16 protein-coding genes are annotated in these 22,208 nt (G+C 67.0%); 11 read left to right on the forward strand and 5 right to left on the reverse strand.

Going from position 1 to position 22,208, the window contains the following annotated elements:
* Window positions 1-395: 395 nt before the first annotated feature.
* Together IGS68_RS17800 and IGS68_RS17805 are read left to right on the forward strand one after the other, a co-directional pair.
* Window positions 396-4,088 carry a pentapeptide repeat-containing protein gene (locus tag IGS68_RS17800; RefSeq protein ID WP_201072126.1) on the forward strand — a complete coding sequence of 1,231 codons (3,693 nt, stop codon included), beginning with the start codon at window positions 396-398 and terminating at the stop codon, window positions 4,086-4,088.
* A gap of 92 nt (window positions 4,089-4,180) precedes the next feature.
* Window positions 4,181-7,363 (forward strand): hypothetical protein, encoded by a 3,183-nt coding sequence (locus IGS68_RS17805; protein ID WP_201072130.1) that lies wholly within the window; start codon window positions 4,181-4,183, stop codon window positions 7,361-7,363.
* A gap of 52 nt (window positions 7,364-7,415) precedes the next feature.
* Here the strand turns inward: IGS68_RS17805 and zapE are convergent, their stop codons facing one another.
* The 3 genes from zapE to IGS68_RS17820 form a co-directional block, all read right to left on the reverse strand.
* Window positions 7,416-8,555 (reverse strand): cell division protein ZapE, encoded by a 1,140-nt coding sequence (gene zapE, locus IGS68_RS17810; protein WP_201072132.1) that lies wholly within the window; start codon window positions 8,553-8,555, stop codon window positions 7,416-7,418.
* A 130-nt stretch (window positions 8,556-8,685) separates the two neighbouring features.
* Window positions 8,686-10,032 (reverse strand): B12-binding domain-containing radical SAM protein, encoded by a 1,347-nt coding sequence (locus IGS68_RS17815; RefSeq protein ID WP_201072142.1) that lies wholly within the window; start codon window positions 10,030-10,032, stop codon window positions 8,686-8,688.
* A gap of 104 nt (window positions 10,033-10,136) precedes the next feature.
* Window positions 10,137-11,198 carry an NAD-dependent epimerase/dehydratase family protein gene (locus tag IGS68_RS17820; protein ID WP_201072151.1) on the reverse strand — a complete coding sequence of 354 codons (1,062 nt, stop codon included), beginning with the start codon at window positions 11,196-11,198 and terminating at the stop codon, window positions 10,137-10,139.
* A gap of 147 nt (window positions 11,199-11,345) precedes the next feature.
* Here IGS68_RS17820 and IGS68_RS17825 point away from each other — a divergent pair, with 147 nt between their 5' ends.
* Together IGS68_RS17825 and IGS68_RS17830 are read left to right on the forward strand one after the other, a co-directional pair.
* On the forward strand, window positions 11,346-12,560 hold the full coding sequence (locus IGS68_RS17825) for a glycosyltransferase (protein ID WP_201072154.1): 1,215 nt from the start codon (window positions 11,346-11,348) through the stop codon (window positions 12,558-12,560).
* A 63-nt stretch (window positions 12,561-12,623) separates the two neighbouring features.
* Window positions 12,624-13,694, forward strand: a complete 1,071-nt coding sequence (locus IGS68_RS17830) for an NAD-dependent epimerase/dehydratase family protein (RefSeq protein ID WP_201072156.1) — start codon at window positions 12,624-12,626, stop codon at window positions 13,692-13,694.
* Between the two features lie 220 nt (window positions 13,695-13,914).
* Here IGS68_RS17830 and IGS68_RS17835 read toward each other — a convergent pair whose 3' ends face one another.
* Window positions 13,915-14,742 carry a tetratricopeptide repeat protein gene (locus tag IGS68_RS17835; protein WP_201072158.1) on the reverse strand — a complete coding sequence of 276 codons (828 nt, stop codon included), beginning with the start codon at window positions 14,740-14,742 and terminating at the stop codon, window positions 13,915-13,917.
* Window positions 14,743-14,792: 50 nt separating this feature from the next.
* Here IGS68_RS17835 and IGS68_RS17840 point away from each other — a divergent pair, with 50 nt between their 5' ends.
* From IGS68_RS17840 to IGS68_RS17865, 6 genes are all read left to right on the forward strand, one after another.
* The gene (locus IGS68_RS17840) at window positions 14,793-15,704 is read left to right on the forward strand and encodes an SDR family oxidoreductase (protein WP_201072163.1); all 912 of its coding nucleotides are present in this window, start codon (window positions 14,793-14,795) and stop codon (window positions 15,702-15,704) included.
* Between the two features lie 113 nt (window positions 15,705-15,817).
* Window positions 15,818-17,158, forward strand: coding sequence for a hypothetical protein (locus IGS68_RS17845; RefSeq protein ID WP_201072166.1), 1,341 nt, complete (start codon window positions 15,818-15,820; stop codon window positions 17,156-17,158).
* 114 nt (window positions 17,159-17,272) lie between these two features.
* Complete coding sequence (locus tag IGS68_RS17850; protein ID WP_201072168.1) at window positions 17,273-17,467, forward strand: hypothetical protein; 195 nt, start codon at window positions 17,273-17,275, stop codon at window positions 17,465-17,467.
* Window positions 17,468-17,549: 82 nt separating this feature from the next.
* Window positions 17,550-17,981, forward strand: a complete 432-nt coding sequence (gene parS / locus IGS68_RS17855; protein WP_201072171.1) for a type II RES/Xre toxin-antitoxin system antitoxin — start codon at window positions 17,550-17,552, stop codon at window positions 17,979-17,981.
* Window positions 17,981-18,400 (forward strand): RES family NAD+ phosphorylase, encoded by a 420-nt coding sequence (locus IGS68_RS17860; RefSeq protein WP_201072173.1) that lies wholly within the window; start codon window positions 17,981-17,983, stop codon window positions 18,398-18,400. Before parS ends, IGS68_RS17860 begins: the two co-directional genes overlap by 1 nt.
* Before the next feature lie 34 nt (window positions 18,401-18,434).
* The gene (locus IGS68_RS17865) at window positions 18,435-19,415 is read left to right on the forward strand and encodes a quinone oxidoreductase family protein (protein WP_201072175.1); all 981 of its coding nucleotides are present in this window, start codon (window positions 18,435-18,437) and stop codon (window positions 19,413-19,415) included.
* Window positions 19,416-19,452: 37 nt separating this feature from the next.
* On the opposite strand, the gene lepA is transcribed toward IGS68_RS17865, so the two are convergent.
* Window positions 19,453-21,255, reverse strand: coding sequence for a translation elongation factor 4 (gene lepA, locus IGS68_RS17870; protein WP_201072177.1), 1,803 nt, complete (start codon window positions 21,253-21,255; stop codon window positions 19,453-19,455).
* A gap of 249 nt (window positions 21,256-21,504) precedes the next feature.
* On the opposite strand from lepA, the gene IGS68_RS17875 reads away from it, so the two are divergent.
* Window positions 21,505-22,137 carry a TIGR02466 family protein gene (locus tag IGS68_RS17875; protein ID WP_201072178.1) on the forward strand — a complete coding sequence of 211 codons (633 nt, stop codon included), beginning with the start codon at window positions 21,505-21,507 and terminating at the stop codon, window positions 22,135-22,137.
* The last annotated feature ends 71 nt before the right edge of the window (window positions 22,138-22,208 follow it).

Here is a 22,208-nt window from a genome sequence, read left to right on the forward strand (position 1 = left end):
ACTCCTGACAGCCGAGCCATGATCTAGCGGACATGCCGAACCTCTACGACAGCGCCGAACAACGCCCCGGCACTCTGGGGACGTGACGCCGCGGCAAGTCCCGCCTCACCACACGCTTGTCCCCGTGCCCGGCCGCTCCCTCCCGGGCGCGCAGCCCCTGCCATGCCCTTGCGGACGCGTGTCAAGGCAGCAGGGTTGCCGAAAGATCGTCGTCGATGCGCCACCTGATCGTCTGGATAGCGTCTTGCCTGTTCATGCCGGCAGCCGGCATCTCACACGCCGGCGCGGCGGCCACGAACCCGGCTTGCAATAGCAGCACACCCCAATTCGCCATCTATCCCAGCACCGCGAACTTCTGCGGAGGCTTGGGGGAAGGCATCACCGGCGTGCAGTGCGTGACCGACGGCTCCGTCTATAGCGCCGAGGACTTGCTGACGAAGCTGACCATACCGCTGTACTGCTGCACGACACCCATCCTGGACCAGATCCAACTGAACGGGTGCGCGAACGGCCAGGATGCTCTGACCAACCCGCTCGTCGGGCCCGTGATGCTCGCCGAGGAGTTCGACACGGGCACATTCACGGTCACGTCGTCGAACATCGTGCTGGCCCAGTCCTTCATCGGTCCCTCCGTGCAGTTGGCGCTGACGGCGGCAGCCGGCGAGCAGCAACCGGCCTTCGTGACCCTGGACCGGGTTTTCATGGAGAATACCGGCGCTACCGGATCCCTGAGCACGATCACATTCTCGGCCAATCCCCAAGCCACGGTATCGATCTATCAGAGCGATGTTTCAAACATCGAAATAGCGCCTCTGAACAATGGGGAGCCGGCGAGCCTCTCGGCCCTGTGCCTGAATATACAATACTCTACCGTCACCAATCTCACTCTCAATTCCTACAATACCGCTTCTGGTGTAAGTTCATGCAGCGCTCCCTATCAAGCGGCTAACTTCTCTCCGAAGACGATCAGCTTTTCCAATTCGACTTTCCAGAATTTCATCTACAACGAGGTCGGCTCGGCCGTGATGAAGTCCGATGTCGATCTCGTGGACTTTTCCGGATCGACGCTGGATCAGACATCGCTCGGCAGCTTCCTGAGCTATCTGAATCAACTCAGGGGCGGGGCGGTCATTTCAGCCAAGTTCGATGACGCCGACCTCGCCGGCCTGGACCTCGGAGCGATCCTCGACCTGCCGAGCCAGGGAATACCCTTCACCATCTCCGGCGCCACGCTCAGCCAGGCGGATCTGTCCTGCACGGGCGTACCCTGCGAGCCCGCGATCGGCAAGGCCCAACTGACCGGCGTGAACCTGACCGGAGCCAATCTCGCGAGCCAGGACCTCAGCGGCGCCAACTTGAGCAATGCCATTCTCGGCGCCATGGACCTGAGCACCAACATCCTGTCGTCGACGTACTCGGGCGTCGATCTCAGCGGTGTCGATCTGACCCAGGTGACGCTTCCAGCCGAGCTTGCGAACGTCAACCTGAGCGGTGCCGTTCTGACCGGGCTCGACCTTTCCAAGGCCGATCTGACCGGAGCCAACCTGAGCAACACCAACTTGGCGAGTACGACGAACACGAAGCTCCCGACCAAGCTCACGAACGTCGACTTCACCGGCGCCGACCTGTCGGGGCTCGATCTTTCCCAGGCCACGCTGACCGGAGCCAACCTGAGCAACACCACCTTGACGAGTGCGACGAACACGAAGCTGCCGGTCGATCTCACGAACGTCAATTTCACCGGCGCCGACCTGTCGGGACTGGCTCTCTACGGCTACACGCTGACCGGCGCCACCCTCGAAGGCACGAACCTGACCGGTGCGACGCTCATGGACCCCGGCCAGCCGTCGGCACCTCTCGGCTATCTGCAAGGGATAGCCGGTAACTCGCTCGCATCCGCCAATCTTTCGAACGTGGTGCTGAACTCGGTCGACCTGTCGTCCTTCACCCTGACAGGCGCCAACCTGACCGGCGCCGACCTGTCGAACAGCATCCTTCCGCCGGACCTGAGCGACGTGACCCTGTCGCAGACCCTCATGGGCAATGTTTCCTGGGCGGCGGGACAGCAGCAACTCAGCCTGACGGGCGCCACCCTCAAAACCCTCGACCTGACCACGGCGGCCATGCCGAGCATGGTGGACCTGACCAACACGATCGTCGACGGCGTGACCTTCCAGGGCCTCGAACTCTGCAACGTCAACCTGGCCGGAATGACCGCGACCGGCACCGATTTCTCCGAGACGGTGATCCAGAACGCCTTCTTCGCCGGGGCGACCTTCGACTCTCAGTCCACATTCGAGAACGCCAACATCATAGTGGCCCCCGACGCCGGCACGACCGCCACCTGCACCGCTTCCGGCTCCACCACAGGCGCCGGCGCTGCGCAGAACACCTTCTCGAAGCGGGACCGTCGCAAGCGCCGTCCCCCGGCGGCTGCCGACCACCGGAGCGCCGAGCGGCAAGGTCGGGAGAAACCGGCCGGCAAGCTGACGTCGGCGTCCTCGGCCCAGGGTCCATGCACAGGCGTCGGCGGCGGCGCCCCGTGGGACGGTTCGAACCAGACGACGCCGCCAACGCCCTTCGAGGGAACCGCTTTCCTGGGCACCAACCTGGATTATGCCAGTTTCGCGCCGTCCGACGGCACCACCGGCGTGAATTTCGCCTCGGTCGTGCTGTCCAACGACGTCGTCGTCGCGTCCGTGCAGGGAACCGACTTCGGCCCGGCGCCGAACTTCAACTCCGCCTGCCTGGATTATGTCCAGTTCGACGACAATGATTTCGCGGGCGCCAGCTTCGACAGCGCCCTTCTGGTGGGCGCCGGCCTCGGCAATTCATCCCTGGTCGGCGCCTCCTTCTCCGCCGCGACGATCGCCGGCACGAACTTCCTGAACTCCGACCTGAGCAACGCGAGTTTCGGCACGGCCGCCATTTCCGCGAACACCTACGCCAACGACTCCCAGTTGACGAACTTCACCTGCGCCATGATGGGCGGTGCCGACTTGTCCCAGGCCATCTTCCTGACGTCCGGGACCGCCCCCAACTCGGTCGACCTGACGAATGCCCTCCTGCTCCCGCAGGCGAGCTACCAGATCGGCCAGCAAACGCTGACCACCTGCTGCCCCGTCGCCGGCGAGGTGGGCGAATATACCTGCGGGTATGTTCAGGATGGGTACAACAGTTACGGCCTGACGACCTACGGCTTGACGCAGCTTCCCAACGACACGTCCGGCATCGCGGGTACCTGTCCCAACGGAGGTGCCAGCCCCTGCGGAGCGGCGACATCGACGGGGTGGCTGATCGGCACCAGCGTTCCCTGGTCGCGCTCCGGCTGCAACATGCCGTCGGTGTCTCCGCTGACCTGCTCCTCAAGCGGAACGGTCACGGTGACCGACGAGAACCTGCTCGCCTGCCTGGACAAGGCGAACGGCCTGGCGCCGGGAACCCAACTGACCCAGGCACAGGTCGCGGCGACCCAGAGCATCGATTGTCCCGGAATGGGCATCGCGTCCCTGGACGGACTCGCCGCCTTCACGAACCTCTCCGCCCTGAACGTGAGCGACAATCACATCACCGGGATTCCGGATCTGTCGGCCCTGACGTCGCTGACGACCCTGAACATCGATGGCAATCGGCTGACGAGCATCGAGGCGTCCGACCTTCCGCCGACGCTTCTGACGCTGAGCGCGTCGGACAACCAGATCACCCAGGTCACCCTGACCGGCCTGGATGCCCTGACCATGCTGAACCTGTCGGGCAACCAGATCGAGGGCATCTCGCTCCTCTTCCAGTTCAACCTCGTTTCCCTGGATCTCTCCACCAACCAGTTGCAGTCGCTGAACCTCGCCGCCGGGTCCCCCTGGAGCCTCGCCTCGGTCAACCTGTCGTTCAACCAGCTGACCAGCATCGGGTCGGTCGCGGCGCTCTATGACGACGGCCAGGGCGCGCTGACGGTCCTCAACCTTTCCGGCAACCCCAACTTCAACTGCACCTCCCTGGATATACCCAGCAGTTCGGCCCTTTGTACAGGATCCGGCTGCGGCAATCAGAGCGCGCCGACCTGCGAGTCACCGTCGCCGCAGACCGAATAGTTCATCGTTCCTTCCATCCCCTCCCCTCCAGCGGCCGGCATCGCACTCCAACGGTCCGGAAGCGTCACACCCCTTGCAGGAGTGATCAGATCATGACGACCATCCAGTTTCACGCCGACCTGACGGATCTGCCGGCCGACCGCCGTTACGCGGTATCCTATGGCGGAATGTTCCATGCCCTGGTTCCCCATACCGCCGAATCGCGCGCCGCCCTGCTCGCCGCGGAACCGGAATGGGGAGCCGGCATCGACCGCCTGTCCCATTACACGCCGACTCCGATCGACCGGCCGCCGGCCCGCAGGGTGGCCCGGCGTGCGACGGTCGGATTCTTCGACGCGGAGAGCGGCGCGTGGACGATCCGCCGCACGGCGCTGATCACCCGCCGGGACGCCAACGTCCGGATCGATTACCTGACGACCCTGTGGACCTATCTCTGCCATCATCCCGACATGGTCGCTATCCCGTCCGATGGCGGCTCCGACGCGGACGAGGCCCAGATCTCAGCATACGCAGCCGTCCAGGCGCTCGAGACCGATCCCACGGTGCTCACCGCCCTGAACACCCTGGTCGTGTCGTTCTCCGCGTTGAGCGAGGACGATCAATGGCTGGACGGAACCGCCGTCCAGTTCTCGTCCTCCGCGACGCCGGTCACGCCGAGCGTGCCGAATGTCTGGGACACGTCGAGCAGCGGCGGCAATCCGTCGGTCATGGACGCCGCCACGGCGGCCGTCCAGGCGCTGACCCTGGCAGCCCAGAACTCGACCGCTCTCAATGGTTCGCTCTACACCATCAACTATGCGGCCGCGGTCAGCAACGCCACCGCATCGGCATCGACCGGCGCGGTGGAGGATTTCGCCGGCGGCGCCACCCTCGCGGACTCCACCACCTCCGCCGGCTCCTCCACGATCGTGTCGCCGATGGGTCCGATGGACGGCGTGACGGTGACGCCGGTCTTGTCGGTCGTCGACGGCGTCTTGACGCTGTCGGTGTCGTTCTCCAACACGATGCTGCGCTGGCTCGGGCTGGACATCCTGCCGGTCAATGCCGACGGAAGCCTCGGCGCATCGGTCTGGCCGTCGTCCACCGTGGCGCTGTGCCCGCCCTGCGATTCGACCCTGGGCTTCGCCGACACGGACGAACCGGGAATGATGCAGGTCGCGTCGGTTGCACTGGGCACCGACGCCATCGGAGCGGCGATCTACACGGACAGCCTGGGCATGGCCGGGACCTTCACGAACGCCACGGCCTTCATCGGCGGGGCCGCCATGACGGCCATCTTCAACCTGATGATCCCGGCGATCTTCCTCGCCGCGGCGGTAGAGGAAATCGGAGAAGAGACCATCGAGTTAAACGTGGAGTCGATGTCGGAGTCCCTGATCGACTTCGTCAAGGAGCAGTTGCCCGAACTGGTGGACGGCGACCTGAGCCTCGACGCCGATACGGTCGAAAGCCTGGCGGAGTCCTTCGCAAGCGAGCTGGCCGTCGGGACTTCGGACGCCTTCGCCGCGATCGCCACATGGCTGGGAGAGGAGATCACGGGCGAGGAACTGCTGGAGGCGATCCCGTTCGTCGGGTGGGGGCTGGCGGCGCTGGCCGTGGTCTCGGACTTGGCCGCCCTCTGTGCGACCATCACCTCCATCGGCTCGGCACAGCAGGAGATCGTCACGTCGGCAACCTACTCGGGAAGCCTTGCGCTGACCGTGACGGTCCCGGACCCGGTGCCGTTCTGCCCCGACGGAGCGACCTGGACGCTTCAGGTCATCGGCCAGTATGACGGGCCATCGGCCGGGGCGAACGCCAACAGGCAGTTCCAGACCTGGACCTTCCCCGACATCGACCTGACCCAGGATGACAATACCGTATCGGTCACACTGTCGAACATCCTGGCCGACGGCTCGACCGTCTGCTTCCTGGTCAAGCTGCTGCCCGTGGCGCCGTCCCTGACGAGTTGGACCTCCGCGATGGGCACCACGACGGCGTACCAACTGCTGCCGGCCAACCTGACGGCGAACTCGTCCCTCTCCGTAACGCTGACGGACCTGCCGGTCCCGATCACGTCGAGCCTGACCTATTCGTTTCAGTCTCGGCTTTGCTATACGGACCCGGGTTACCAGTGGAACGACACGGTCGCGGCGCTGGGCGCCACCTTCAACCCGAGTTCGGGATACGACGCGGGCGATATCAGCCAGCTTCTGGCGCTGGAACTGAATGCCGCCAGTCACTGCTTGACCCTGGGGTGGCGATCGGCCGGGACCGGGCTGACGGACGAGCGGGGGTCGACCGTATCGGGCCAGATCATCGCCTTCGCCCTGCTGTCCGACGCGACCCAGGATACCGTCACGCTGCAACTCCCGGCCAACGGGCTCAGCACCATGGGCTCGACGATCGCGGGGCCGACGGGAACCGGCCCCCAGGCCGGTAGCGCTCCGGGCTATGTGATCGACGCCACCCCGCTGGGGGCGGACGAGGAGGATGCTCCCGGCTACCACGCGCGCCAAGTAGGGGCCTTGGGGGATCAGAACGCCTTCGCCTCGCTGCCGTCGCCGGGCAACGCCACGCCGCCAAGCTGGGGGCGGGTGCCCGCCGCCGGAGCCGAGATCCAGGCGCTGAGCGGCAACATCGCCGATGCCGCGATCCATCCCAGCGGGCATGTCGTCGCCGTCAACAGCACCAACGGCAACCTCTTCATCCTGCCTGCACCGGCCTCGGCCGGCACGACCCAGGCAGACGCCCCGGTGGCCCGGCTGAACGCCGGACATGCCACGGGCGACGACGGAGTCCTGCGCGTCGGCCTGCTGGCGAACCCGCTTGCGGTCACGGTCAGTTCCGACGGCATCATCTTCGTCCTGGAACTGGGCAGTTCGACGACCACCACGCCGAGGCTCCAGGCCTTCTCGATCACGGGCCAGCCCAGCCAGATGTTCAACGGCGGCGCGCCAGGCACCACCTCGGCCACCCTGGAGTTGCCGCCCGGCGCCCACTACTTCGACATCGCGGTGGTCGGAGACGCCCAGGGCGGCTTCATCTTTGTCTCCAGTTGCACGGGCACCTACGACGAGGTCGCGAACTATGGGATCGCGGTCTATCCGTTCGGAGCGACCGCCACATCCACGGACCCGGTCGTGACGGTGACCGGGATTCCGGCGGCACGCCTCGCCGTCGACCCGTACCACAATCTCTACACGCTCGATTTCGGTCCAGTCACCCAGGCGAGCGGCACGCCGCCCGGCCGGACCGTTCCGTCCGTCTCGCTGTGGGTGGCGGAGGCCGGCTGACCCCTGGACGGAGCGTCTGGCGGCCGGGGCCGGCGTCGCCCGTCCCGGCCGCTCAGGTCAGGTGATCCAGCGCCAGGTAATCCTCCGCCTGCATCTCCATCAGGCGGCTGACGGTGCGCTGGAACTCGAAGGCGTGGGTGCCCTCGTCGTACAGGCTTTCCGGCGGGCCGGCGGCGGCGATGATGGTCTTCACCTTGTGCTCGTACAGGGCGTCGATCAGCGTCATGAAGCGCTTGGCCTCGTTCCGCTGCGCCTCCTTCATCTTCGGCACCCGGTCGATGATGACGGTGTGGAAATGGGTCGCGATCGCGAGGTAGTCGGCCGACCCGAGCGGCCGGGCGCACAATTCGTGGAAGCTGAAGAAGGCGACGCCCTTGGCCGCCTTCGGGACGTCCACCTTGCGGCCCTGGGCGGTCAGGCTGCAGTGGGACGCCACGGCGCCCTCGGTCAGGCTGTCGAACAACTCCGACAGCGCCCGGTCGGTGGCAGGGCCCTGGGGGCAGTAATAGACCTTGGCGCCTTTGAACCGATCCCGCCGGTAGTCGGTGGGGCCCGTCAGCTCGACGATGTCCACCTTCTCCTTGAGAAGCCGGATGAACGGCAGGAACAGGTCGCGCTGCAGCCCGTCCTTGTAGAGGTCGTCGGGCGGCCAGTTCGACGTCGCCACGACCACGACGCCCAGGTCGAACAGCGCCGTGAACAGCCGCCCCAGGATCATGGCGTCGGCGATGTCGGTGACGTGGAACTCGTCGAAGCACAGCAGCCACGCCTCGTCGGCGAGCGCCTTCGCCAAGTCGGGGATCGTCTCGTCCACGCTCTTGCCGCCGGAGTTGCCCTCCTCCTTCGAGGCCTGGCGCTGCCGGTGCATGCGGTCATGGACCTCGATCATGAAGGCGTGGAAATGGACCCGGCGCTTCCGCTCCACCGGCGCCGTCTCGAAGAACAGGTCCATCAGCATCGACTTGCCGCGGCCGACGTCGCCATAGATGTACAGCCCCTGCGGAGCGGGGTCGGGCCGGCGCGTCAGCCCGAACCGGGCGCGCCAGCCGACCTTGCCCATGGCGGGCTTATAGTCCTTCAGGCCCTGGAACAGGGATTGCAGCCTCTGGGCCGCATATTCCTGCGCAGCATCGGCCTTCAGGGTGCCGGTACCCCGGCGGGAACGGTAGAGCGCTAGAGGGCCGTTTGGCATGGCGGGTGACGAGGGCCTGGAAACCGGAAGGGAGGCGCATTCCTAGCGGAAACGGCCGCCGGGCGAAAGCGACTCGAGGTCGCTGACACCCATTCCCGCAGAGCCCGCTCCGCGCTTCCGCCCCTCCGGGTCAGGAGTTCGCCAGGCTGAACGCCAGCTCGCGCCATTTCTTGGCGCCGTCCGCCTCGACCACGTAATTGTCGTCGGCGACCGCTCCGGGGAAGACCTTCTGGACCTTTTCCTCCTCCAGGTTGGACAGGGGCGTGCCCTCGATCGCGGCGCAGCCGGATTCCTGCCAGGTATCGAGCGGCAGGGAGGCGAGGAACCGCTTGGTATCCAGCATCTGCTCCTTGGTCTCGCCGGGCAGGCCGTAGGTGAAGGTGCCGTGGCAGGTCATGCCCAGGCGCTTGATCTCGTGGACCACCTTGGTGGCGTATTCCAGGTCCAGGTGCTTGTTGACGATATTGTCCACGACCCACTGGTTGCCGGACTCGAACCCCAGCTTCACCCCGTAGCAGCCGGAATCCCGCATCACCTTCCAGCTTTCCATGCGCGAGGTGTCTGCCCGGCACATGGCCGACCAGGGCAGGCCGACCCGGGACATCACCTCCGACATCTTCAGCACGTGGGCGTTGCCGATGTTGAAGGTATCGTCGTCGAAATAGATCGAGCTGTAGCCGTACCGGCCGACCAACTCGGACAGGAAGGCTTCCATGTAGTCGGGCGAGTAGTGGCGGACCGACCGCTTGGCCGTGCCGTCCGGGTCGTTGCCGGTCATGGTCGCCGGCCAGACGCAGAAGATGCACTTGAAGGGGCATCCCCGGCTCGACCAGACCTGGGCGTGGGGAGCGGTCTGGCCGCGCGGATTGTCGTCCCAGTAGCGGTGCGCGATCACGGAGTCGTAGTAGGGGAACGGGGCGTTGTTCATCTCCTCCAGGGTCAGCAGGTCGTGCTCGATCACGCCCTCCTCCCCTTCCAAAACCCGGACCGATCCCTTCTCGTACTCGCCCTTGATCACCGCGTGGACCGGGAAATTCTCCATGATCTCCTTGCCCTTGGAGGAGATCGGGCCGGTCACCACGATCCTGGCTTCCGGGACGACCTTCTTGATCGCGAAGATGATCTTGCCGTCATGGTCCCAGCTCGGCGACGCCGATTCGATGAAGATATAGTCGTACCTGGCTTCGCGCAGATGATTGAAATAGCTGGCATAGCTCTCGCGCAGCGCCAGGCTGTCGCGCATCGCCACCTCCACCCCGGTCGCCCGCGCGGCATAGGTGGTGGCGTAGCCCATGAAGAACGGATACGGCAGGTAGCCGCCGAAGACGAAATTGTCCGGCGTCGAATAGGTATGGATCGTGTGCGGCCAGCGCGACCCGGCGCGGATGCCCGCGAGGCAGATGTCGCGGGAAGTCCCGTTCTGGCTGACGGTGGCCTGCTCCAGCCACCAGGGCGGATTGCTGAAAAGAACCTTCATGGGGGCTTCTCCTCCTGCGGCAATGGGTCGCTATGCCGGATCGACCAAAAGTAGGAGGCAATGGATAAAGAAGCGTTAAATGCACCTCTAATGCGCAGGGAGGATCAGCGCAGGATCGGCTGGACCTCGGCGCCGTGGGCTTCCAGCCAGGCGAAGATGTCGCCGACGATCGTTTCCACTCCGCGCGTCGGCTTCCAGCCGGAAGCGGCGGTCACCTCGGCATTGTCCGTCACGTAGTACGGAATGTCGGCGGCGCGGGTTTCCGGATCGCGGCCGATCTCGACGACGCGCTGGCAGCGGCGCACGCACAAGTCCGTCAGTTCCGCCAGCGAGACGCTCACTCCCGCCCCGCCCCCGACATTGTAGGTCCGGCCGGCATGCTCGCCGATCCGGTCCACCTGAAGCCGGACCAGATCGTACAGGTCGGCGACATGCAGGATGTCCCGCACCTGCACCCCGGTCCCGCCGAACCCCATATAGGCCAGCGATCCGCCGAACAGGTGCCGGGCCGCCCACAGCACGACGAAGCCCTGGTCCACCTTGCCCATCTGCCACGGGCCGGTCAGCACGCCGCACCGGTTTACCACCGCGCGCGTCCCGTACATCGCCCCGTATTCCTCGATCAGGAGCTCGGACGCCAGCTTGGTCGCCCCGTAGATCGACCGGCTGCCGGCCATGGGGAAGGCCGTGGTGATCCCGGCCGCCGACCAGCCCGGCCCCGCCGCGCCCTCGACCGGCTCCAGGCGCTTGTCCACCATCCTCAGCGGCAGGCCCCGGAGCCCGGCGATCGGATAGACCCTGCTGGTGGACAGGAAGACCAGCGCGGCACCGCACCGGCGCACCGCCTCCAGGCAGTTGACCGTGCCGACGAGGTTGGTGTTGACGACATAGGCCGGGGAAGCGCCGTAGCCCGCATGGACCGACGGCTCTGCCGAACATTCCAGCATCAGGTCGAAATCGCCGATCTCCGCGAGGTCTTCGGGATTGCGGACGTCGCCGTGCCTGAACTCCACCCCCGCCGCCTTCAGCCGGGGCAGCGCCAGTTCGCTGCCCCGGCGCCGCAGATTGTCGAGCGCCACGACATCGGCGTCCGGCATGTCGCGCTTGAAGAAGGTGGCAAGGTTCGATCCGACGAACCCGGCCCCGCCCGTCACCAGAATACGCATTTCTCCACCGGAGGTAATTCGATCGCCCCAGGAAGCCGCAACTCCCCGTTCAGGTCAAGCCTGAATTAGGCGGTTCGGCTAATGTCATCTTAACCGATTACCCGAAAGCTTGGACTATCCTCATAGACCGACCGTGGGTGGCCCGACGTGCAGGAAGTCAGCTTTTCCCAGGCGCAGATCAAGGCGTTCCGCCGGGCCGACGTCATCTTCGTCGCGGCCGACGGCTATACCCTGGCCCCCAGCCGGATCCGCGCCTACAGCTTCGCCAAGGCGTGCAGGGAACGGGGCCTGAATGCCGAAGTGCTGTCCTTCTTCGATCACCTGGGCGCCTCCGGCCAGGGGTCCGGCGCCTACCGCATGGACGAGCAGGAAAAGCTGCGGCTGGCCGCCCTCGGGGCCGACATCCTCAAGCTCAACCCGACCGCCATCCTGTACATGCAGAAGGTGTCTTACCATAGCCTCGCGGTGGCGCTGGCCGCGGGAGCCAACGGCAACCCCGTCGTCCTGGACTATGACGATTTCGATTTCCGCTCGCCCTTCATGCCGGGGATGACGCGGTTCATGCCCAGCATCGGGCCGGTCCCGGCGACCGCCGAGATGGCCCGGAGTTCCGACCTGTGCGTCTGCGCCAGCCGTCGCCTGGTCGAGATCATCGGCCAGTTCAACGAGCGGTGCGAACTGGTCCCGACCGGAACGGACCTGTCGGTCTTCGACGTCGCCCTGCGCGACGCGGCCGGACGCGGCCCCGGCGATCCCGTCGAACTGATCTGGCTGGGCGACATCTGGGGGCCGCAGATCGTCGCCGACGTGACGATGGCGGTCGAAGCCTTCGCCGCGCTGCCGCCATCGATCCGCGACCTCGCCCGGCTGACCATCATCGGGTTCGGAGACTTCTGGCCGGAGTTCAAGGCGACCCTGGCCGCCCGGCTGGGCGACCTGCCGAACCTGGTCTTCCGGGAGCGCATCGCCCCGGCCGAGGCGCCCGGCCTGCTGGCCCGGTGCGACATCGGCCTGCTGCCCCTGGCCGACAACCCGTTCAATCACTGCAAGAGCCCGACCAAGATGTTCGAGTACATGGCCATGAGGGTGGCCGTGCTCGGCACCCCGGTCGGCGAGGCCGCGCACATCCTCCGCGACGGGGAGAGCGGGATGCTGGCATCCGACCTCCCCGGCTACATGCGGCGGATGGGAACCCTGATCCTGGACGGCGACCTGCGCCGCGCCATGGCCGACCGCGCCTATGCGGCCGTGCTCGACGGCTACCATCTCGGCGCGATGGGCGACAGGCTGGTCGGCCTGCTGGACGGCGTCCGGGAGGACCGGCGCCGCCGGGAGTCCGGGCACGCGCTAACCGGCGCTTAACCTAACGCCCCTTACTTTCGGCCTCCTGCTTTCGGCATAACCTCCTCGGAAGGAAACGCGGCCATGGCGATCGTCATCGTGACCGGGTCGGCCGGCCTGATCGGCGCGGAAGCGTCCCGCTATTTCCACGCCAAGGGGCTGGACGTCGTCGGCATCGACAACGACATGCGGCGCTATTTCTTCGGCGACGGGGCGAGCACGCGGTGGAGCCTGGAGCGACTGGCCCGCGATATCCCGGCCTACCGCCACCATGCCGTCGATATCCGGGACGCCGCCGCGATCGAGGCGATCTTCGAACGGTACGGCGCGGACATCGCGGCGGTGGTCCACACCGCGGCCCAGCCGTCCCACGACTGGGCCGCGCGCGAGCCTGTGACCGACTTCACCACCAACGCCAACGGCACGCTGAATCTGCTGGAGGCGACGCGGAAATCCTGCGGCGACGCCGTCTTCATCTTCACCAGCACCAACAAGGTCTACGGCGACACGCCCAACGCGCTGCCGCTGGTCGAGCTGGAGACCCGCTGGGAACTGTCGCCGGACCATCCCTGGGCCGAGCACGGCATCCCGGAAACCATGAGCATCGACCATACCCTTCACAGCCTGTTCGGCGCCTCCAAGGTCGCGGCCGACGTGCTGGTGCAGGAATACGGCCGCTATTTCGGCATGCGCACCGCCGTGTTCCGCGGCGGCTGCCTGACGGGCCCCGGCCATTCCGGGGCGGAACTCCACGGTTTCCTGTCATACCTGATGAAATGCGCCGTCGCCGGCAAGCCCTACACGGTGTTCGGCTACAAGGGCAAGCAGGTGCGCGACAACATCCACTCGCACGACCTGGTATCGGCGTTCTGGCAGGTGTTCGAGGCGCCGCGCCCCGGCGCCGTCTACAACATGGGCGGCGGCCGCCACTCCAACTGCTCCATGCTGGAAGCCATCCGCCTCTGCGAGGAGCTGACCGGCCGGCCGATGGACATCGCCTACAGCGACGACAACAGGATCGGCGACCATATCTGGTGGATCAGCGACATCCGCGCCTTCCGCCGCGACTACCCCGGCTGGAGCCAGCGCTACGATCTGCGCCGGATCATGGAAGACATCTTCGAGGGCTGCCGGGAGCAGTCTCCGGCCGGATAGGCGCCCCCCCAGGGCTGTACCCGATCAGGTCGATCCGCCCGAGACAGCCGATCCGATGCGTTGCGCCATGGGCGCAACCTACGATCGTCGGCCCGCATCACCTCCGACCTGCATCGAGCCGTAGGTTGCGCCCATGGCGCAACACAGCGCGGCGAGTGGAACGGCCGGCTGCGAGGACCGGAGCGGTTCAACCTGATCGGGGACCGCTCTATCGCGCTCCCTACCGCGCCGCCGGCGCGCCGGCGGCCGGCGGGGCCGCCTGCCCGTCGCGAAGCCGCTTCAGGTTGTCCTCGGCGGCCCGGGCGCTGGTGGTGTCGGGATCGATCCGCATGACCGAGTTCCAGTCGGCCTTCGCCCCCTCCGCGTTGCCGGTCACCGCGCGCAGGTTGCCGCGCAGCAGCAGCGCTTCCGGGTTCGACGGTTCGAGCTGCAGGGCGACGCCGACATCGTCGAGCGCCTTGCTGTCGTTGCCCAGCGCCCGATAGGCCCCGGCGCGGTAGAGGTAGGCGTCGGCCCGCCGCGGCGCCAGGTCGATCGCCCGATCCAGGTCCTCGATCGCTTCCCAGTAGCGCTGGGCCTCGGCCCGGGCGAAGGCCCGGTCGATCATCAGCTCCGGGTCGCGGGGGCTGTAGCCCAGCGCCTGGGTGTAGGATCTTTCCGCCTTGGCCGTGTCGCCCGCCCGGAGCCAGGCCCAGCCGGCGCGGGCCAGCAGGCTCGACGCCCCTTCCGGCGTATCCTTGCCGAGGGTCGGCACGAGCTCTTCCAGCCGCGTCGCCGCCGCCTGGAACTGACCCTGGTGGAACAGCGCCATCGCCTGGCACAGGCGCGCCATGTCGCCGCCGCCGCGGTCCTCCCAGGTCAGGGCGCTGTCGAAGGCCGCGTCGGGCCGCTTCTCCGCCAGCTGCATGCAGGCGGCCGCCTCGCGGGCATGCTCGACCGCCTGGCGGTCGGCGGCGGCGGCGGGACCCGCCGCCAGGATCGCGAGCACGGCCAGCGCCGGCAAGCGGCGGGTGGCGGGACGGTTCGGGGGAACATTGTATCTGGTCATGGTGGCCCTTAAGTTCGGGCCTGGAGTTTCCGAGCGCAAGGCCAACCATCATGCAGCAACCGCAAACGCCCCGACTCTTCTGCTTCGGTCTGGGCTTCAGCCCGCTGGCCTTCATCGACCTCGTCCGGCGCGAGCATGGGCCCGAAGGCTGGCATGTCGCCGGCACCACGCGCAGCCCGGACAAGGCCGCCGCCCTCTCCGCGCGCGGCATCGGGACGCACCTGTTCGACCGCGGCCGGCCGCTGGACGATGCCGCCGCGGCCCTCGCCGGAACGACCCACCTCCTGACCGCCGTGCCGCCCGATGCCGACGGCGATCCGGTGCTCGACCACCACGCGGCCGACATCGCGGCGCTGATGCCGGGACTGCGCTGGGCCGGCTACCTGTCCACGACGGGAGTCTACGGCGACCATGGCGGCGCCTGGGTGGACGAATCGACGCCCCTCCGGCCGACCGGCCGCCGCCAGAAGCAGCGGGCCGAGGCCGAGCAGGCGTGGCTCCGGCTGTGGCACGACCATGGGGTTCCGGTCCACCTGTTCCGCCTGGCCGGCATCTACGGTCCCGGCCGCAGCGTGATCGACAGCGTGCGCAATGGGACCGCGCGCCGCATCGACAAGCCGGGGCAGGTCTTCAGCCGCATCCATGTGGACGATATCGCGCGGACGCTGCGCGCCTCGATCGACCGGCCCAACCCCGGCGCCGCCTACAACCTGTGCGACGACAATCCGGCCCCTGGGCACGAGGTGACGGCCTTCGCCTGCGAGCTGCTGGGCGTCCAGCCGCCGCCTCTGGTGCCGTTCGACCAGGCCGAGCTGTCGCCCATGGCGGCCAGCTTCTATGCGGACAACAAGAAGGTGCGCAACGGACGGATCAAGGACGAGCTGGGCGTCGCCCTGAAATACCCGGACTACCGCCCGGCGCTGCGCGACCAACTGCGGCAGGAGGGACATACGGCGGACTGACCGCAAGCGTTCCGCCTCCATACGGAAGCATACTAACAACCCGCGTCGTCATGCCGCAGATGGAGTCCATGGGCATCCGACCGGATGGCCATGCAGATCCGGGAGGCCGCGACATGGCCGCGAGCGAAATCATCGGCAGGATAACCACCGGTCTCTACAGCCTCCTGGCGGAGGACGAACGCCCGGCCCCGCCCCCCGCCGGGGCCGCTCCCGCCGCCTCGTCCGCTCCGATGGGCTGTAGCTCTCCATCGGACTTCACGGTGGAACTGGCGCGCCTGCTGGCGGGCAATCCCAAGGCAACCGCCGGGCGGATCCACCTGATCGGCCTCGAACCCATCCGGGCTCGGCTGGGCGACCGGTGGCCCCGGCTGCAGGACGGCATCCATCTCCTTGCATCGAAGGCGATCTCCCAGCACCTGGCACCGGACGACGTGTTCTGCCGCTACGGCGCGCTCGACTACCTGATCGCCTTCGCCCACCTCGGCCCGGAGGCCGCCCGGCTGAAGTCGGTCGCCATCGCCCAGTCCCTCTACAGGCATTTCCTCGGGGACGAGGATCTCGACGGGATCGTGATCCGGTCGGCGGTCGGGCGGCTGGACGGCAGCGTCGTGTTCGAGGAGCAGTCGCTTCAGGATATCCTGGGCGCGATGGCGACCGGCCTCGGTCCGCTGGCCGCCCAGCCCAACCCCGCGCTGGGATTGAACCGGCCGGGCCGCGACCTGCGTCTCGACTGGCGGTACCGCCCGGTGCTGGACAGGCGCCACAACGTGCTGTCGACATGGTGCTGCATTCCGGTGACCCGGCCGGCCGCGGGTCCGCCGGTGGAGGGGTACGCGGTGCTCGGCGGCGATGCCGGCGCTCACCGCTTCGCCGAACTGGACCGCATGACCCTCGGCCATGCGCTCGCCGACCTCGACGACCTGCTGGCCAACCGGTTCAGCGTCTTCGTCAATGCGCCGGTGCATTTCGAAAGCCTGTGCGCCCGCAGCACCCGGAGCGGCATCCTCGACCTGCTGAACGGTACCGACTCGACGATACGGCGCTTCCTGGTGCTGGAGATGTACGGGGTGCCCGGCGACATCTCGCGGACCCGCCTGCTCGATCTCGCCGGCATGCTGCGCCCCTTCTGCCGCTCTATCCTGCTGGCGGCCGATCCGCAGGCCCGCGGCATCGTCCATGCCCGGGAATGCGGGCTGCACGGCGTCAGCTTCGATCTTTCCGGCGGTCCCTGCACCGGCTTCTCCGGCACTTTCGACCGGACCTGCCGGGCGCTCGAACATGCCGGCACGCGCGTGGCCCTCGTCGGCATCCAAACCATCGAGCAGGCCCGGGCCGCAGCATCCGCCGGAGTGACCTATCTGGGCGGCCCCCGCATCGGCCCGCCCGCGGAAGTGCCGGCGAACATGGTCCGGTATGACTGGAACGATCTGCTGGCGGAGCGATGCACCCATTAAAACTAAATCGTAATCTCTTTAGCGGCAGAATGCCGCATGGCACTAAACCGATCGGTAAAATGCAAAACGTCACAAACATGCATTAAGCTGGCTTCTCAATAAGGAGGAAATGCCATGCAAAAAGAAACTTCCCGACCGGTCTTCCTGATACTCGGCACGTCCGATGGGCACGGCACGATGGACCATCGGATCCTTGAACTGCCCAGCCAGGTCGCCGGGGATATCGTGGCCCGGGACCTCCAGTCCCGGCTCGGCAGCGCCGGAAAGGCCGACCGCACCTATTTCCGAGTGGTTCCCGCGTCGGCATGATACCTCCGCTTGATGGGTTCGGGATTTCGCCTTAAGCTCTCAGGCCGCCGCGCCCCGTGGCTGTCGGCCGAGAGGTTGAGGTATGATCAGCGCCGCTCAGGTGATCGCCCTTCTTGGGGGCGAAAAGACCGTTGGCCGCACGCTTTCCAGTGACCTGGACATCGCGCGCCTGGTTCGCGACGGCCTGCCGGTTGACGTGATCGACCATTTGCTTGAGCTCCAGGCGATCAGCCAGGCCGAGTTGGATCGCATCGTGGCACCGCCCAAGGTCATGGCCGAACGGCGGCGCAAGAATCGCCTGACGCCCGAGCAGTCCGGGCGGGTGGTCCGCATCGCCCGCGTGATCGCGGACGCGACGGAGACCTTCCGCTCCCGGGAGAAGGCGCTGACCTGGCTCCGCCGGCCGTCCAGGGCCCTGGAGGACGAGGCGCCCTTCGATCTTCTCGATACCGAGGAGGGGGCGCGGCTGGTGGAACATCTGCTCGGCCGCATCGCCCACGGCCTGGCCGCCTGATGCGAGTCTGGCGCCTGACCCGCCTTCCCTTCGCCGACCTGTCCGGTGCCGGCGCCGAACTTCTCGGCGGCCGGTGGACGTCGCCGCGGACGCCGGTGGTCTATGCCGCCATGGACGCGGCGCTCGCCGCGCTGGAACTGCGCGCCAACCTGGACCTGGATTTCTCGCTGGTGCCGGACGACTACGTCCTGCTCGGCATCGACACCAACTATCTCGGTTTCGAGGATGCGCCCCACCTGGATGGCCGGGATGCCTGCCGTGCCTTCGGGGACCGCTGGCTGTCCGAGGGGCGCTCCGCCCTGCTGCGCGTCCCCTCGGCCATCATGCCGGAAAGCCACAATATCCTGATCAACCCGCGCCACCGCGACGCGCGCCACGCCCGCATCGCCTGCCAGAGGCCCTGGCGCCCCTGCGCCTGAGCGGCGGATACCCAACGGAACCACGGAGCACCCCATGACCACCGCCCGCATGATCCGCATCACGGAGTTCGGATCGCCCGACGCGATGCGCCTCGAAACGGCCGAGTTGCCGCCGCCGGGTCCCGGCGAGGCTCAGGTCCGGCAGACCGCGGTCGGTTTCAACTATATCGACGTCTACCAGCGCAAGGGCGTCTACCCCCTTCCGCTGCCGACCGGACTCGGTCACGAGGCGGCCGGCGTGGTCGAGGCGGTCGGGCCGGAGGTCGCGGACCTCGAAGTGGGCGACCGCGTCGCCTACATGAACGCCGGGCTGGGCGCCTATGCCGACATCCGGAACGTTCCGGCCGCGAAACTGGTGAAGATCCCGGCGGAAGTGACCGACGAGCAAGCGGCGTCCCTGCTGTTCAAGGGCCTGACCGCCCAGTATCTCCTGAAGAAGACCCATGCCGTGCAGCCCGGCGACATGGTGCTGGTCCACGCCGCGGCCGGCGGCGTCGGGCAGATCCTGTGCCGCTGGGCCAAGGCTTTGGGCGCCGAGGTCGTCGGTACCGCGGGCTCGGCGGAGAAATGCGCGATCGCCCGGGCCGCCGGCTGCGACGTCGCGATCGACTACACGGACCCGGACTGGCCGGACAGGCTGCTGAAGGAGACCGGCGGCCGCAAGGCGCGCGTCGTCTATGACTCGGTCGGCCGCGACACCTTCCTCAAATCGCTCGACTGCGCGGCCCCTTTTGGGCTGGTGGTGGTCTATGGCGCGGCGTCCGGCCCGGCCCCCGCGATCGAGCCGGAACTTCTCAACAAGAAGGGGAACCTGTTCCTCACCCGGCCGTCGGTCTTCCCGCACAATGCCGATCCGGCTACCTTCCGGGCCAACGCGGCAGACCTGTTCGACGCCATCGCGGCAGGCATGGTCAAGGTGGATATCGGCCGCCGCTTCCCGCTCGCCGAGGCGGCGAAAGCGCACCGGGCGGCGGAATCCCGCGCCACCACTGGCGCGATCCTGCTGCTGCCCTGACGTAGAGACCGCCCCCGGCTTGGCCGGGGGCGGTGTCTCAGTTGTCGTTCATCTTCAGCGCGGCGATGAAGGCGCTCTGCGGGATCTCGACCTGGCCGAACTGGCGCATCCGCTTCTTGCCTTCCTTCTGCTTGTCCAGCAGCTTGCGCTTGCGGCTGATGTCGCCGCCGTAGCACTTGGCAAGGACGTCCTTGCGCATCGCGCTGATCGTCTCGCGCGCGATGACCCGGCTGCCGATGGCGGCCTGCACCGCGATCTTGAACATCTGCCGGGGGATCAGCTCCTTCAGCCGCTCGCACAGGGCACGGCCGCGCTTCTCGGCGGCCGCCCGGTGGACGATGGTGCTCAGCGCGTCCACCGGCTCGGCGTTGACCATGATGGACAGCTTGACCAGGTCGCCCTCGCGGTACTCGTCCCATTGGTAGTCGAAGCTGGCATAGCCCCGGCTGATGCTCTTCAGCCGGTCGTAGAAGTCGAACACGACCTCGTTCAGCGGCAGGCGGTAGATCATCATGGCGCGGCTGCCGGCATAGGTCAGTTCGATCTGCTCGCCGCGCCGGTCGGTGCAGAGCTGGAGCACGCTGCCCAGGTATTCGTCCGGCAGCATGATGGTCGCCTTGATCCAGGGCTCCTCGATCTTGGCGATCCGCACCGGGTCGGGCATGTCGGCCGGATTGTGCAGGTCCAGGACGCTGCCGTCGTTCATGTGGATCTTGTAGACCACCGACGGCGCCGTGGTGATCAGGTCCAGGTCGAACTCGCGCTCCAGCCGCTCCTGGATGATCTCCAGGTGGAGCAGGCCCAGGAAGCCGCAGCGGAAGCCGAAGCCCAGCGCCGCCGACGTCTCCGCCTCGAAATGGAAGCTCGCGTCGTTCAGCGCCAGCTTGCCCAGGCTGTCGCGCAGGTGCTCGAACTGGGCGGCGTCGGTCGGGAACAGGCCGCAGAACACCACCGGCACCGACGGCTTGAAGCCGGCGAGCATCTGGGTCGCGGGCCGCTTGTCGTCGGTGATGGTATCGCCGACCTTGGTCTCCGTGATGTCCTTCATGCCGGCGGTGATGAAGCCCATCTCGCCGGGGTTCAGCACGCCGGTCAGCAGGGGCTTGGGCGTGAAGACGCCGACGCGGTCGATCTCGCGCGCGGCCCCGCTCGCCATCATGCGCATCTTCATGCCGACCTTGAGCTGGCCGTCGACCACGCGCACCAGGATCACGACGCCCAGGTACGGGTCGTACCAGCTGTCGACCAGCAGCGCCTTGACGGGGCTGTCGAGATCGCCCTTGGGCGGCGGCAGCCGCTGGACGATCGCCTCCAGCACGTCGGGGATGCCGAGGCCGGTCTTGGCGGAGATCATCACGGCGTCGGACGCGTCCAGTCCGATCACGTCCTCGATCTGCTCCTTCACCCGGTCCGGCTCGGCCGCGGGAAGGTCGATCTTGTTCAGGACGGGAATGATCTCGTGGTTGTTGTCGATCGCCTGGTAGACGTTGGCCAGCGTCTGGGCCTCGACGCCCTGGCTGGCGTCCACCACCAGGATCGATCCCTCGCACGCCGCCAGCGACCGGCTGACCTCGTAGGCGAAGTCCACGTGGCCGGGGGTGTCCATCAGGTTCAGCTGGTATTGCTGGCCGTCCTTGGCGGTATAGAGCAGGCGCACGGTCTGCGCCTTGATCGTGATCCCGCGCTCCCGCTCGATGTCCATGCTGTCCAGCACCTGCTCGCGCATCTCCCGCGAGTCCAGGCCCCCGCACATCTGGATCATCCGGTCCGCCAAGGTGGACTTGCCGTGATCGATATGGGCGATGATGGAGAAGTTACGGATATGCTTGAGGTCGGACATGCCTGCGCCAAAAACCTGGGGATCAGGGCAGCACCATAGGGCCGAGGCACGGTCCGCGCAACGGAGACATGTCGATCGTCGCCGCGACGGGTAATTCTGTCCAGGCCCCGGCTGTGTTAACCATGTTATCAGGTGTCAACGACGTAGCCGGCAGGCGGAGGCGGGAAGCGGCCCGGCCTCCGTTCCGTATCGCGTCCCGTATCGGGGGTCCGCGGGCGACCCCCGCAACGACAGGCGAAAGGTATCCGCATGCAGTCGATCAAGCTGAACGAAGCGGTGATGTATTGTTTCGGAACGCCGCTGTTCAAGGCGCGCATCCGCGACCATGCCGCGATGAACGCCGAGCTGGCGGCCTTCCTCCGGAAGGAGCGCGACGCCACGCCCGATAAGCACATGTCGGCAGTCCGGGGCTGGCAGGGCCGGAAGGACCTGTTCGAACACGATCATCCCGCGTTGAACCGGCTGAAGGGCCAGGTGGCCAAGGCCGTGATCGCCGTCACCCAGACCTATTTCGGCCAGGCGCTCGACCCGGCCAAGTGCTTCGTGAACGGCGAGATGTGGGGAAACATCATCCCGAGCGGCGGCTACACCAAGCTGCACAATCACTCGAAGTCGCATTGGAGCGGCGTCTACTACATCGACGTCGACCAGACGGAAGGCGATTGGCCGGAGAACGGCTGCATCGAGTTCGTCGATCCCCGCAGCTTCCCCACCGCCTTCCACCACCCGAAATTCTCGATGCTGCCCAGCCTGACGATCAAGCCGGAGAACGGGCTGATGCTGCTGTTCCCCGGCTGGCTGAACCACTATGTCCACCCCTACCACGGCCCGGCGGAGCGGATCTCCATCGCCTTCAACGCCATGATCCGCGTCGACGACTGACGGATCGCCGGCTGCCGGCCCGGAGGCGGCCTCGGCAAGGTCCCGCCGTCTGGGGCCGCGCTCGCAGAGGT

Origin of the sequence: Skermanella sp. TT6 (assembly GCF_016653635.2) — a bacterium.
GTDB lineage: Bacteria > Pseudomonadota > Alphaproteobacteria > Azospirillales > Azospirillaceae > Skermanella > Skermanella cutis.